The sequence below is a fragment of the Paraburkholderia ginsengisoli NBRC 100965 genome, from assembly GCF_000739735.1.
Lineage (GTDB): Bacteria > Pseudomonadota > Gammaproteobacteria > Burkholderiales > Burkholderiaceae > Paraburkholderia > Paraburkholderia ginsengisoli.
This window is the reverse complement of record NZ_BBJF01000024.1, coordinates 84,782-98,530: the sequence shown is the minus strand read 5'-3', so window position 1 is coordinate 98,530 and position 13,749 is coordinate 84,782. Positions and strand designations below refer to the sequence as shown.

General features: G+C 64.4%; 12 protein-coding genes. 8 read left to right on the top strand and 4 right to left on the bottom strand.

The features are described 5' to 3' along the window. Positions 1-37: 37 nt before the first annotated feature. Positions 38-1,075, bottom strand: coding sequence for a helix-turn-helix domain-containing protein (locus tag BGI01S_RS26830; protein WP_042329373.1), 1,038 nt, complete (start codon positions 1,073-1,075; stop codon positions 38-40). A 298-nt stretch (positions 1,076-1,373) separates the two neighbouring features. Between BGI01S_RS26830 and BGI01S_RS26825 the strand changes: the two genes are divergently transcribed. After that, complete coding sequence (locus BGI01S_RS26825) at positions 1,374-1,658, top strand: hypothetical protein (RefSeq protein WP_042329372.1); 285 nt, start codon at positions 1,374-1,376, stop codon at positions 1,656-1,658. A gap of 728 nt (positions 1,659-2,386) precedes the next feature. Further along, positions 2,387-4,291 (top strand): AAA family ATPase, encoded by a 1,905-nt coding sequence (locus tag BGI01S_RS26820; RefSeq protein ID WP_042329370.1) that lies wholly within the window; start codon positions 2,387-2,389, stop codon positions 4,289-4,291. Positions 4,292-4,472: 181 nt separating this feature from the next. Here the strand turns inward: BGI01S_RS26820 and BGI01S_RS29850 are convergent, their stop codons facing one another. Together BGI01S_RS29850 and BGI01S_RS26815 are read right to left on the bottom strand one after the other, a co-directional pair. Then, positions 4,473-4,724 (bottom strand): hypothetical protein, encoded by a 252-nt coding sequence (locus BGI01S_RS29850; protein WP_084585512.1) that lies wholly within the window; start codon positions 4,722-4,724, stop codon positions 4,473-4,475. Between the two features lie 124 nt (positions 4,725-4,848). Further along, the gene (locus BGI01S_RS26815; RefSeq protein ID WP_042329428.1) at positions 4,849-6,036 is read right to left on the bottom strand and encodes an acyltransferase family protein; all 1,188 of its coding nucleotides are present in this window, start codon (positions 6,034-6,036) and stop codon (positions 4,849-4,851) included. Positions 6,037-6,288: 252 nt separating this feature from the next. Here BGI01S_RS26815 and BGI01S_RS26810 point away from each other — a divergent pair, with 252 nt between their 5' ends. From BGI01S_RS26810 to BGI01S_RS26800, 3 genes are read left to right on the top strand one after another with little or no spacing between them, the layout of a single operon-like run. Beyond that, complete coding sequence (locus BGI01S_RS26810) at positions 6,289-6,588, top strand: hypothetical protein (protein WP_042329369.1); 300 nt, start codon at positions 6,289-6,291, stop codon at positions 6,586-6,588. Positions 6,589-6,644: 56 nt separating this feature from the next. Next, complete coding sequence (locus tag BGI01S_RS26805; RefSeq protein WP_042329368.1) at positions 6,645-7,778, top strand: OpgC domain-containing protein; 1,134 nt, start codon at positions 6,645-6,647, stop codon at positions 7,776-7,778. After that, positions 7,775-9,445: a tannase/feruloyl esterase family alpha/beta hydrolase gene (locus BGI01S_RS26800; protein ID WP_042329367.1), complete on the top strand. Its 1,671-nt coding sequence runs from the start codon at positions 7,775-7,777 to the stop codon at positions 9,443-9,445. Before BGI01S_RS26805 ends, BGI01S_RS26800 begins: the two co-directional genes overlap by 4 nt. 244 nt (positions 9,446-9,689) lie before the next feature. On the opposite strand, the gene BGI01S_RS30400 is transcribed toward BGI01S_RS26800, so the two are convergent. Then, positions 9,690-10,115, bottom strand: a complete 426-nt coding sequence (locus tag BGI01S_RS30400) for a hypothetical protein (protein WP_042329366.1) — start codon at positions 10,113-10,115, stop codon at positions 9,690-9,692. 362 nt (positions 10,116-10,477) lie between these two features. Here BGI01S_RS30400 and BGI01S_RS26790 point away from each other — a divergent pair, with 362 nt between their 5' ends. The 3 genes from BGI01S_RS26790 (at position 10,478) to BGI01S_RS26780 (ending at position 13,680) form a co-directional block, all read left to right on the top strand. Then, positions 10,478-11,404, top strand: coding sequence for an ABC transporter ATP-binding protein (locus BGI01S_RS26790; RefSeq protein ID WP_042329365.1), 927 nt, complete (start codon positions 10,478-10,480; stop codon positions 11,402-11,404). Next, the gene (locus BGI01S_RS26785; protein WP_042329364.1) at positions 11,401-12,162 is read left to right on the top strand and encodes an ABC transporter permease; all 762 of its coding nucleotides are present in this window, start codon (positions 11,401-11,403) and stop codon (positions 12,160-12,162) included. Before BGI01S_RS26790 ends, BGI01S_RS26785 begins: the two co-directional genes overlap by 4 nt. Positions 12,163-12,246: 84 nt before the next feature. Continuing rightward, the gene (locus tag BGI01S_RS26780; protein ID WP_042329362.1) at positions 12,247-13,680 is read left to right on the top strand and encodes an amidase; all 1,434 of its coding nucleotides are present in this window, start codon (positions 12,247-12,249) and stop codon (positions 13,678-13,680) included. Positions 13,681-13,749: the final 69 nt, after the last annotated feature.

Genomic DNA, 13,749 nt, shown 5'->3' with positions numbered 1-13,749 from the left:
CGGTCAAGCGACCTCAGCGCTACATGAACCCCAACAGCTACGCCGGCTCGCGACGCTGCAAGTCCAGCGCGCAGGCGCGCAGATCCTGCGGACTCAGGTCGAACGCGCGGCGAAACGCGCGGTTGAAATCGGATGGGCTTTTGAACCCGAGTCCGTAAGCGATCTCCGCCACCTGGCGCTGCGGGAAACGGACCAGCTCGTCGGCAGCTTCGCGCAACCGGCGATTGCGGATATAAGCGCCGAGCCCGCCCTCGTGCTCGAACCAGCGATAGATCGTCGCGCGCTTCAGTTGCAGCGCCTGAACCACGCTGGTCGGCGTGAGGTCAGGCTGATGCAGGTTGGCTTCGACGTGGCGGCGCACTTGTCCCATCAGCGCGGCTTGCAGCGCGGCGCGGTCCGCGCCGCTCAGATGCGCGGCCTTGCGGAACGCGGCGACCAGCAATTGCGCGCCCGCGTGCAGCGCGTCGGTTGCGGCGGCTGGATCGAGCAGCGGGATGTCGCGCGCGAGCGCCGCCAGGTGGTCGAGCAGGAGGCCGGCCAGCGGCGCCTCTTTCTGGACGATGCGGCCGTGAATCCCGGCGCCATCGCGCAAGCCCTCGTCGACCAACGTCGCCGGCACGAAGAGGCTCAGCAGGCGGCACCTGGGGCGTTCGGCGCGAAACGGCTGGTTCAGATCGAACGCGACGATGCCTTGCACCGAGCCCGGATCGCTGCGCTTCCTGCGCATGCCGGTCACGTGGCCGACCTCGCCCTCGACGAACAACTGGAACACGTAATCGCGCCGCTGATCCGTGGACACGCGCGCCACCGAGCGTTCCAGCCGCATCTGATCGGTGCGGCAGTCCGTCAGCATCATGCCGCCGACCGCATACAGATCGATTTCCCCGTGAAAGCCGCCGGCAAGTTGCTCCTTCGACGGCGGCGCGTCGACCACATGTCCCACGCGCTGACGCCACGCGAGGAACTGCTCGCTGGCCGCGAGTCCGCGCGTGCTGAAACGGCTCGTCGACATGATCGAGCGCGAATCGGCGGCGGTTGCCGCGGCCAGATGCGGCGGGAGTGAACGATGGTTCATGAATCCGTTGCGGCAGGCAAATAGGGCGGTTCGGCGACGGAACGGCGGCGAGCGGCTGGGCAAACGGAGTTTTTTTGCGCCGCGCGGCCAATATTGAGACGTATGGTAAAGCGTCCCAGGCAACTTGGGATATCGTCGCACGATTAGATTGCAGGTCGCTTTCACCGAGGGTGCCGCCGATGGCGTCGCTTGCCCTGTCGGGAAACCGCCACTGCGCAGCAAAGCGCCGGCCAGCCAGGCATGGCGCAACGGAAGCGAAGTCCACACTTTGCCGACAGGCATACACGGGGTGTGAAAGATGAGCGGCACGAGCAAGCAACCGACCGCGCAAAGCGGCGGGCGGCGTCCGGCCAATCTGGTGGACAGCCAGTTGGAACATATCGAGAACATGGTCGAGTACGTCTCGCGAGGACACGCAGCGGACGTGCTGCATGCGTTCGACCATGAGTATTGGGAAAAGCGGGTCCGCGCATTGGAAGAGACGCACGAGCTGATCGCGAGTCAGCGAACGCGAACGGCGAGGCTGCTGGAGCGGCTGGCCAGCGATGCGCGGATCGGCGCGAAGCGGCACACGGCCGCCTGAGCCGGTGGAAGAAATGCGAGGGCCGGATAGCAAAGGAGAGCAGAGGACGGCCATCGATGGGGATCTGCATCGACAGTAAAAATCGTAGGACCTGAGAGAAGTGGCGATGATGCGAACGGGCCCCCAGAGGCCCGTCGCTCATCAGCCCTGACGTAACGACTTCCGCGGCGTGACTCCACGCCGCTGCGCCGGCGGCCTCGAAATAAGGTCGAGCCGGTCCCGCACCTTCCCCTCGTTCACAAATCGACCGGCATCGGCTGCGCCTTCCTTTGGACACAAAGAAAAATCGCACGCTCGTTTGACGGCTATTTCTTATTTAACCCGGCGCCGGTAGGCATTTAAATAAAATCATATTCAAGTAACTCTGACCGGTTTTAAATGGGGTGCGGTTAAATATAGGAATTCAAAATACGCAATGAATTTAACGCTGATAAACTGTGCGCCGGAGCAGTGGTGCAATGCCTCGCAAATCTTCGCCTGTTCGCCGCTTCCGGCAGCCTGAAACGCCGGATAGACGGCAGAAACAGGCCTTTTCCGCGAATTGGAACACGCGTTCACACCCATACTGTCCCTGGTGAATGCGGCAAAAAGGGACGCATGCCTGGTTGTCCTGTCTTCCTGGCACGCGTGGTGTTTTCGCCTCAGCCGATTTCCTCCGCCACAGTCCAGCTCTCTGATTTCGACTAGGTATCGGGGCTTGTTTTCGAGCCCGTTTTTGGAAGTGACTCATGAAGCCGGGAAATAATTCGCTTGAGAAAAGACGCACACGCAGAGTCGCCGTCGCGATGATGGCGGTGTTGATCGCGGTATTGCTCACATTGGGCGTCTGGCATTCCCGGCAGCGTGCGGCGCAGGGAGCGCCAGCGCTGACCGGCGTCGCGAGCCAGATGCGCCACGATCCGTCCGCCTGGACGCGCGAGGAGAAAGATGCGTCGGAGATGCTGCGCGACATTCACGACGCGAACGTCGCCGCGATCGGCGTGAGCCCGAGCGCGATCCTCGTGTCGACGCGCGATGGCGCGAAGTACTTCGTCACCGACCACAACGCAACGTTCTCGCACGCGCTGCTGCTTGGCGAGCCGAGGTCCGGCGAGGCCGCCCCGTATCAACTCGTGTGGCTGCCCGATGCGGACATCCGCACGGACGGCGCGCGCCTGACAGCGGCGTTCGACCATCTGCGCGACGCCATCAGCGTGTTGCTGCCGCTGCTGCTGGTCGGCGGCATGGTGTGGTTCATGCGGCGCGAAATGAAGGGTGGCGCGAAGCTGCTCAGCGAGACGCCCGCGTTGCGTTTCGACGATGTGATCGGCGCAGGCGAAGCGAAGGCCGCGCTCGCGGACATTCGCGGCTATCTGTCGGACCCGAAGCAGTTCACGTCGATGGGCGTGCGCGCGCCGTGCGGCATTTTGATGGTGGGCGGCCCGGGCGTCGGCAAGACGCGGCTCGCGCAGGCGCTGGCCGGCGAATGCGGCGCGAGTTTCATCTCGATCACGGGCAGCTATTTCAGCGCGAAGTACTACGGAGTCGGCATCCAGAAGGTCAAGCATCTGTTCGAACTGGCGCGCAAGAACGCGCCCACGGTGATCTTCATCGACGAAGCCGACGGCCTTGCGAAACGCACCGACACCGGCGGGGGTCCGGTCGAAGCCGAGAGTAACCGCATCATCAACCAGTTGCTCGCGGAAATGGATGGCTTCGCTTCGAACGAAGGCGTCATCATCGTCGCGGCGACCAATCACCCCGACAATCTCGACGAAGCGTTGCGCCGGCCGGGCCGTTTCGATCGCACCGTGCAGGTTCGTTTGCCCGATCGCGAAGACCGCGCGAAGATTTTCCGCTTCTACGCGGAGAAGCTGAAGTCGAAGGCCGCGGATATCGACTACGACCAGCTCGCGCGTCTGACCACGGGCCTCTCGCCGGCCACCGTCGCGATGGTGGTAAACCAGGCGGGGCTCGTCGCGCGTAAAGCGGGCGACACCGAAATCGCGGCGAAGCATTTCATGGAAGCGATCAAGATTGCGCGCATCGGCGATGTGAGCGGCGCCGAGCGCGCGCTCAGCGAAGACGAACGCACGCGCATCGCGGTGCATGAAGCAGGGCATGGCCTCGTCGCCGCGCTGCTGGGCACCGGCGTGCTGGAAGAGGTCACGATCCTGCCGCGCGGCGGCGCGTTGGGCGTCGCGCTCATCACCAAGGCGCAGGACAAGCACCTGTATCGCGAGACCGAAATCCGCAACGAGATTCAGGTGCTGCTCGGCGGGCGCAATGCCGAAATTCTCACGTTCTCCGAAGCATCGAGCGGCGCCGCGTCGGATTTGCAGGAAGCGTCGCGGATCAGTCTCGACATGGTGTCGAAGTTCGGCTTCAACAGCGACGGCAATCTGTTCAGCCTCGCGGCGCTGCCGTCGCAATACGCGGGTCTGCAGATGAAGAGCGCGATCGAGCATGCGAACGTGCTCCTCAAGGAGTTGAACGAGCTTTGCTACAACCTGTTGCAGGCGTATGAACCGGTGCTGCGCGCGATTGCCGACGAACTGCTCGAGCAGGAGACCGTGCCGGGCGAAACGGTTTATCGGTTGATCAAGGAACACAAGAGCACGCTCAAGATCGTTCACGAGCCGGCTGCGGCTTGAGGATTGAGCGCAGTCTTTGAACGTTCGGTTTCGACTCGGTTTCAATCCAATGAGTGCAACGCTCATTGAATGTGAATGCAGGCAGCGCAGCCAGCACAACGACGTGCACGATGAGCGCGGACCCTTTCTGGCCGCGCGCTCATCGGGACCGATTGAAGGCGGATTTCACACCGCCGCCCCGTTACGCGAAATCGGATGGCCCAGGCTCAGGCACACCCGGCGGCGTGTCGGTATCGCCTAACGGGGTGCCGTCGTCCTCGTCTTTCCTCGGGGCGGGTGTCTCGCCCTTATGCGGCAAAGGTTGATCGAGGCCCGGCTCGACCGGCGTCGGAATTGCATCGCCGAGCGGCTTGGAGACTTCGGTGGGCGGGCTGCCGGGGTCTTCGTCGGGCCGGCGCTCGGGCTCGTCATGCTGATTCGGGGAATTTGCCATGTTTGCCACGACGTTCTCCGGTGATGAGGTAGAACCAGAGAGCAGCAATGCGCGTTCCCACAGTCCATTCACCTTCGCAGCGTGCGGCGCCGTGCCAGCTAAAAACGTGTCCTTGCTTGATTGCTCACACGGTGTCCGATGCGGTGCTGTCCTCGCGCAACGTGCGCTCGCTGCGCGGCGCGAGGGTTGTGTGCGGGTGCGTCGGCATTGAAACGGAACGGGCGGCCGGCGTCGGCCGCCTTGTCTTCAGCCGAAGAATCGGCTCTTCGATCAGCCGCCACGACAGCGTCGCAATCGTCAGCGAGATCGCGAACGACGCGGCGATGCCCGCCGCGTGCGCCCACATCGGCACGGTGCCGCCGAAGAACGCCGCAGCGCGATGGTTGCGCGTCAGGTCCGGAATCAGGTTGTGATAGAGATAGAAGCCGTAGCTGATGCGTCCAAAGCTCACCAGCCAGCGCGTTTCGAGCAGCCCGATCACTACGGCGTTGCGGCAGCATGCAACCGACGCTACCAGCGCCGCGATGCAGACGCCGTATGACGCGCTGATCGCGGTGAACAGCAGCGAACTGTCCAGCTCGCTCCATCGCGGTTCGGTCGCACACAAAATCACTAGCGCGAGACTCACCGCACACAATGTGACGCCGTGGCCCAGCCACGCCCGCACGCGGCTCCGTTCGTGCGCGATCATCAGGCCGCCGATGCCGCCCAGCGCCAGCAACCAGAAGTTGCTCAACGGATGCGTGTAGATCGTGATTTCGTCCCAATGCGCGGCGCGCATCGCCAGCAGTGAGCCCAGTCCAAGCGCGACGATCGTCCAGCACACCACGCGATGCCGCTGCACGGCGACCAGCAGCAACAGCGGCGCCACCACGAGATAAAACTGCTCCTCGATCGCGAGACTCCACAAATGCGAGTAGCGCCCCGGCCAGTAACGCAGCACGGAGCCGATCCAGATGTTCGACAGATACGCGAAATGAAACGGCATGCCGCTCGCGAGTTCGGGACTCGCGAAGCCGAACGCCATCAGCACGCACATCACCACCAGCATCAGGTAGTAGATCGGAAAGATGCGCAGGGTCCGTCGAAACAGGAAGCGCTTGAGCTCGGCGCCGAAGCGGCTCGCGCCCGCTTCGATGCGCGCGCGTTGCGTCGACAGAATGCCGATGATCAGAAAGCCGCTCAGCGCGAAGAAGATCCACACGCCGAGGTGACCGATCTCGCCGATATCGCCAAACAGGCGGTGCTGAAAAAACACCATCAGCACTGCGATGGCGCGCAATCCGTCGAAGCCGGCGATCCTGTTGTTCATGTGCTTGTCTTCCAGAGCGAAGGCCGCGCGCGACGCGCAGCCGTTCAGGGCGGTAGTGGAAGGACCGGAGCGTGCCGTCGACGGCGCAGCCGGGCGCGGCAAAAAGATGGCGTCGTTATGACGCCAGGCGCGCCGGCCGATGGAGGATCGGCCGGCGGCGTGTCCGGTCCACATGAGTGGCCGCCGCCGGTAGAGCGCATCGCGCGACAGAGGCAGGCGAGCGCCGGCGGGCAAGCATGCAAACATCGTACGATGAAAAAAAGCGAAAAAAATCGCCTCGCGTGCCCAGCGATTTTTTTTCCTCGCCGATTGCCGACCGTGCTCGCCACGCCCACGCGAAAGTCGCAAAACTTGCCGACGAATGTGCCGGAAAGCGAAGACACAATGACTCAGTATTACCGCACGCCGACAGCGCGATTTCAGTCGGCCGTCGTGCGCGACGCGATTAAAGGCCGGTTGTCAGCGCGCGCCGGCGGCGCGCACGAGGCCGGCCGGAACAAATTATTCTGGGCGTGTTCCTACGAACAACGGCGCTTCATGACCGCCTCATAGCGGCTTCACGAGCGTCTCTTCCGGCGCGCCGCGCGCGCCATTCTGCGAGAACCCGAATGGAAATTCGTCGCGGTCGTCCCGAAGGAAACCCCCGTGGGGGGCGTTCGATCGAAGTGGATTTCTTCCGGGGCGTCGTGCTGATCGTCATCGTGCTGGACCACATTCCCGGCAGTACGCTGTCGCATCTGATGTTGCACGCGTATGCGCTGTGCGATTCGGCGGAAGTGTTCGTGTTCCTCGGCGGTTATGCATCGGCGGCGGCTTATACGGCCGTGCTCGCGGGCCGTGGCGAGAGCGCCGCGAAGATGCGCTTCGTCAGGCGTTGTTGGGAAATCTATCGCGCCTATCTGCTGACGGCGGTGTTGACGCTCGTATCCGGCGCATTGCTTGCGCTGCTGCATCTGAATCCGCCGATGGTCGAGCTCACCGGCTGGGCGCCTTTCGTGGATCAACCGCTGCGTTCGGCGTTCGATATCGCGGTGCTGCGGCGTCAACCGTATCTGTCGAGCGTGCTGCCGATGTACGTGATGTTCGCGCTGTGCGTGCCGTTCGCGGTGCCGCTCGCGCGCCGCTCGCCCTGGCTCGCGCTCGGTGTGAGCGCGACGATCTGGGCACTGGCCCGGCCGTTGGCCGCGTTATTCAGCATTGACGACATGGTCGACTGGGCTTTTAATCCGTTTGCATGGCAATTGATGTTCGTGCTCGGCATACTGTGCCGCGTGCAGCCCATCAGCGAGTGCTTTCACGCGAGCCGCACCGCGCGCTGGTTCACATACGCCGCGGTGGTCGCGGTGCTGGCGTTCGCCATCGTCAAACTCTTCGTGCTGATGCAACCGTTGCCCGGCACGCTTAAACAGAACCTGTCCGTGGATCGTGTGATCAACTTCGTCGTCATTGCCTGGCTCGCCGCGCAACTCGTGCGGATGGGCAGCATCGCGCGGCTCGCCCGCCGGCTGCCCGCAGTGGTCACCGTGGGCCGCACCGGGCTCGTGTGTTTCGTCGCCGGCACGCTGGTGTCGTTGATCGTCGATACGGCGACCCCGCACACGTTTCATGGATTTCGCGGCGTGTTGATCGGACTCGGCGGCGATCTGGTCGCGATCGGTGCCGTGCTGATGATCGCGCGCGGCTGGAGCGGCTGGAAAGGGCAGCAGTCGGGTGCGCCCGCCAACGGCGCGGGTTACGGATGACGGTGCGGCGGCGCGGTAGGCGTCGAACGTGGAATGCGCGCGCGCTCGCCGGCGGCGCGCTCGGTGCGTTGCTCGGGCTCGCGGCGCATGGCGCGCTGGCCGCGTCCACCGAGCCGCTCGCGCTGCGTTGCGCGGAATTCGCGGGCGCGGTGCTGCCGCCCGAACTGATCGCGTTGCCGACCGCCGGCGCGCAGATCGAGAGCGCGGTGATGGTGCGCGCGACCGCGCCTGGCAATCAGCAAGGCGGCGAGTATTGCCGCATCACCGGCCGCATCAAGGCGCTCCAGGCGAGCACGCCCGATATCCGTTTCGATCTGAATCTGCCGCGCCGCTGGAACGGCCGCGCATTGCAGATCGGTGGCGGCGGCTACAACGGCGTCGTGGTGAGCGGCACCGGCGTGATGCCGTTTTCGCCGGATCGCGCGCCGCTTGCGCAAGGCTATGCGACGTTCGGCGATGACTCGGGACATGTCGGCGATTCGTCGCTCGCGGTGTTCGGCCTCGTCGACGAAGCGGTGACGAACTTCGGCTACGCGCATCTGAAGAAGACCCACGATGCCGCGCTCGCGTTGATTGCGCGCGCGTACGGCCGGCCGCCGCAGCGCATGTATTTCGCCGGCGGTTCGACGGGCGGGCGCGAAGGCTACACCGTCATGCAGCGCTTTCCCGATGACTACGACGGCGTGATCGCCAATTCGCCCGCGCTCAATTTTTCCGGCGTGCGCCTGCTTGGCGTGAAACTCGGCCGCGCGGAATACGCGACGCCCGGCGGCTTCGTGCCGCCGCTGTTGCTCGAACGCGTGTATCAACGCACGCTCGCCGCGTGTGACCGGCTCGACGGCGCGGCGGACGGCATCGTCAGCGATGTCGCCGCGTGCCGCGGGCATGAAGCGGAGATCGTCGAATCGCTGCATTGCGCGGGCTCCGCGCGCCCGCACGACGAATGCCTGAGCGACGCGCAACTCGCTACGTTGCTGGTGATGCGCGACGGGCTCTCGTTGCCGTACCGGCTCGCCTGGGACGTCGGCGGCTATCGCGGCTACAACGTTTTTCAGGGCACGCGTCTGACCGGGCTGCTTGGGCTCGCGCATCAACCGGAGCGCCTGCCGGTGCCGACGTTCTATGCGAACGGCTATCTGTTCGCGCAAGGCGACGGCTACCTCCGCTACTTCGTCGCTCGGGACGCGGACTACGATTCGCTTCAGTTCGACCCGCAACGTCCGGGCAAATATCGCGCGCAACTGATCGCGCTCTCGCAGACGATCGGCGCGATGAACCCGGACCTGTCGCGCTACATGGCGCACGGCGGCAAGCTCATCACCGTGCAAGGCCTCGCCGACGAAGTCATCAGCCCCAATCAGACGATCGCGTATCGCGACGCGCTGATCGAACGCTTCGGCGCGCCGCGGGTCGACGGTTTCATGCGCTTGTACATGGTGCCGGGGTTTCAGCACGGCAGCGGCGTGTTCGTGCCGTCGGTGGATCTATTGGGCGCGCTCGACAACTGGGTGACACGCGGCGTGTCACCCGAAACCCTGACCGCGACCGACATCGCCGCGGCGACCAATGGGCGCTCGCGTCCGTTGTGCCGTTATCCGCTGTTTCCGCGTTATGTCGGTAAAGGCAATGCGAATCTCGCGAGCAGTTTCGAGTGCGCGACACCGTGAGGTGAGGTGGCGCTGCGTGCCATGAAGTTGAAGTGGCGCGCGGACTCTGGCTCCAGCCTGCGGTTCTTGCAAAAACTGCTATCGAGGTTGCAAGGCTAACCTTTTGCTGGAATGCGTAGCGCCTCGGTCCAAACGACACAGGGCGACGGCGCTTTATCGGCGTCGTCGCCCTGTGTCGAGGTAGGCGGCAAAGCTCGTCGCTCTATCTCGCGTTAACGCACATCACCGCTTTGTCGGCCACTTATTACTGGCCGTTGCGCATCGTGCCGCCGGTCCCGTTGTTCATCGTATCGGGGGTGCCGCCGCGCGTGCCGCCGTGGTTCATGCCCTGGGTCGCGTCGCCGTTCGAACGGTTCATCGACGGGCTATTGGGTGTTGCGCCGGTGCCGGTGCCAACGCCGCCGCCGGTGCCGGTCACGCCCGGCGAGCCGTAGCCCGAATTGTTCGGCGCCTTCATCGAGCCGGCGCCGACGCCTGGCGTAGCGGTCCCGCCCGCGCCGCCCGTGGTGCCGCCGCCCGCGCCGATGCCGTTACCGCCTCCCGCACCCGCACCGCCGGCCCCGCCCGCGCCGCCGCCACCGCCCGCTCCGCCGCCTGCCTGTGCGTAGGCGCCGCCCGACAGCGCCATCACGAGTACCGAAGCGAAAATTGTCCTGGTCATGGGTTTCATGGTTCATCTCCAAAGAATCGGGTTGATATCAGCGAGCGCTGTCTTGCACCGCGGTCTTTAACCTTTAACATTTCGCTCACGTGACTGAACCCCCGCAAGCGGTGTGCCTTCGTCATCGTCGATGCAGCGCCGTGGCGGCCTGCGTGCTCCCATTGCATCTGATGCGCCGGATTGCCCTCGCCGAATCGATACGGAACCCGAACTATTTTGCATTGCAGCGAAATAGCCGCGCCGTGCTGCCGGAGCGCTTACCCCGCCGCACCGCGCTGCACGCTTTCGCACTTTCCATTACATTGCGGGTGCGGTTGCCTGTTCGCGCCGCTCCTTCCAATCCAATAACGGTGTCTGCCATCGTCGACTCCATGCAGCCAATCGTCTCGGTCACGAATCTGTCGAAAACCTATGCCAGCGGTTTTCACGCACTCAAAAACATCAACCTGGCCATCGACCGCGGAGAAATCTTTGCATTGCTCGGCCCGAACGGCGCCGGCAAAACCACCCTCATCAGCATCATCTGCGGCATCGTCAATGCGAGCGAGGGCAGCGTGACGGTGGACGGCCGCGACATCGCGGCCGACTATCGCGGCGCGCGTTCGCTGATCGGCCTCGTGCCGCAGGAACTCACCACCGACTCATTCGAAACCGTGTGGGCGACCGTCTCGTTCAGCCGCGGCCTCTTCGGTAAGCCGAAGAACCCCGCCTACATCGAGAAGGTGCTGCGCGACCTGTCGCTATGGGAGAAGCGTGACAGCAAGATCATCACGCTGTCGGGCGGCATGAAGCGCCGCGTGCTGATCGCCAAGGCGCTCTCGCACGAACCGCGCGTGCTGTTCCTCGACGAACCGACCGCCGGCGTCGACGTCGAATTGCGGCGCGACATGTGGAAGCTGGTGCGCTCGCTCGCCGAAAGCGGCGTGACGATCATCCTCACCACGCACTACATCGACGAAGCCGAGCAGATGGCCGACCGTATTGGCGTGATCAGCGCGGGCGAGATCATGCTGGTCGAAGAGAAGACGGAGCTGATGCGCAAGCTCGGCAAGAAGCAACTGACGTTGCAACTGGAGAGCCCGCTCGCGCAGGTGCCGGCCTCTCTCGCCGGTTACGCGCTGGCCGTCGCGAAGGACGGCAATGAACTGATCTACACCTACGAAGGCGAGGGCGGCCGCACCGACATCATCGCGCTGCTCAAGGCGCTCGACGACGCCGGCATCCGCTTCAAGGACCTGCATACCACGCAGAGTTCGCTCGAAGACATTTTCGTCAGTCTGCTCCGAGGTGACCAATGAATATCTACGCAATGCGCGCGATCTACAAGTTCGAAATGGCGCGCACCTGGCGCACGCTGATGCAGAGCATCATTGCGCCGGTCATTTCCACGTCGCTGTACTTCGTCGTCTTCGGCTCGGCGATCGGCTCGCGCATCAAGGAAGTGGACGGCATCAGCTACGGCGCGTTCATCGTGCCGGGACTGATCATGCTGTCGCTGCTGTCGCAAAGCATTTCGAACGCGTCGTTCGGGATTTACTTTCCGCGCTTCACCGGCACGATCTACGAGTTGCTGTCGGCGCCGGTGTCGTATCTGGAGATCGTCGTGAGCTATGTGGGCGCGGCGGCCACCAAGTCGATCCTGCTCGGGCTGATCATTCTCGCGACCGCCGGGCTGTTCGTGCCGTTGCAAATCCAGCACCCGTTCTGGATGGTGCTGTTTCTGGTGCTGACGGCGGTCACGTTCAGTCTGCTCGGGTTCATCATCGGAATCTGGGCGGACGGCTTCGAAAAGCTGCAGATCGTGCCGTTGCTGATCGTCACGCCGCTGACCTTCCTTGGCGGCACCTTCTATTCGGTCAACATCCTGCCGCCGTTCTGGCGCGTCGTGACGTTGTTCAATCCGATCGTCTATCTGGTTAGCGGCTTTCGCTGGAGCTTCTTCGGACTCGCCGACGTGAACGTCGAGTTGAGCCTCGGCATGACCGTGCTGTTTCTGCTGGTGTTCCTGGCGATCGTCCACTGGATCTTCAGGACCGGCTACCGGCTCAAGAGCTGAGCGGCCCCTATGCGGACCGCACGCCGCTGACGAACGCGGCGTGCGAAACTCTAGGGCACCTTCACCCCGGAGCCGATAGCCACCATGTCCGTCGATTTGAGTCTGATTGAGCGCAGCGCGTGCGATGTCGTCGAGTTACTGCGCGCAGAGGAAGTGAGTCCGCATGACCTGCTCGACACCGTTGCCGCGCAGGTGGAGCGCGTTGAACCGCAGGTCAACGCGTTGCCCACGCTGTGTTTCGAGCGCGCGCACGCGCATGCCGACGCGCTGCTGAAAAAGCCGGTGAACGAACGCGGCCTGTTGTGCGGCTTGCCGGTGCCGATCAAGGACCTGACCGATGTCGCGGGCGTGCGCACCACGCGCGGCTCGCTGGTCTATCGCGACCGTATTCCCGCCGCGTCCGATGCCGGTGTGACGCTGCTCGAAGCGCACGGCGGCGTGGTCTACGCGAAATCGAACACGCCGGAGTTCGGCTCGGGCGGTCATACGTACAACAGCGTGTTCGGCATCACGCGCAATCCGTGGGACCTGTCGCGCTCGGCGGGCGGCTCGTCCGGCGGCGCGGCGGCCGCGTTGGCGTCGGGCACCGCGTGGGTCGCGCAGGGCTCCGATCTGGCGGGCTCGCTGCGCACGCCGTCGGCGTTCTGCGGCGTGGTGGGTTTGCGTCCGACACCGGGCCGTGTCGCGTACGGGCCGGCAGCCAATCCGTACGACACGCTCGGCATTCACGGCCCGATGGCGCGCAACGTCACCGACGCGGCGCTGTTGCTCGACGCGATGTGCGGTGAAGTCGCGAGCGCGCCGTTGTCGTTGAGCGCGCCGTCGAATTCGGCGGGTTCCGGGAGTGCATTCCTCGCGCACGCGCGCAGCCCGAAGCGACCGGCTCGCGTGGCGTTCAGCGCGGGGCTCGGCATCGCCACGGCGGAGCCGGAGATTCTCGCGCTCTGCCGCAAGACGATGGACCGTCTCGCGGCCGCGGGTGTCGGCGTGGACGAAAGCGATCTCGATCTGAGCGCGGCGACGCAGGCGTTCCACACGCTGCGCGGCATCGCCTACGCGACCAACTACGAAGACGTGCTCGCGCAGCACCGCGATGTGCTGAACCCCAACGTGGTTTGGAACATCGAATTCGGTCTGCAACTGGACAACCGCGCGATGCGCTCGGCGCAGCGCACGCGCGCCGAGCTGTTCCACAAGACGAATGCGTTGCTGCAACGTTACGACGTGCTGATCTGCCCGGCGTCGATTGTGCTGCCGTTTCCGGTGGAGGCGCGCGATATCCGCGAAGCGGCCGGCCAGCATTTCGACACCTACATCGACTGGCTCGCGATCACTTATGCGTTGACGCTCACCGGCCTGCCGGTCATCGCGATTCCGTGCGGGATGAGTGCGAGCGGTCTGCCAGTGGGGATTCAGATCGTGGGGAAGGTACGCGGCGAGGCGGCGTTGCTGTCGGCGGCGCGGGCGATCGAGGAGATCATCGGGCCGTGGGCGAGCGGCAAGCCGCAAGCGCGCTGAGCGTTTCCCCTTCGGCCGTGCCCGTTCGCTTCACGCTTGCGCAACGTGATGGTGTGACGGCGAAAGCCG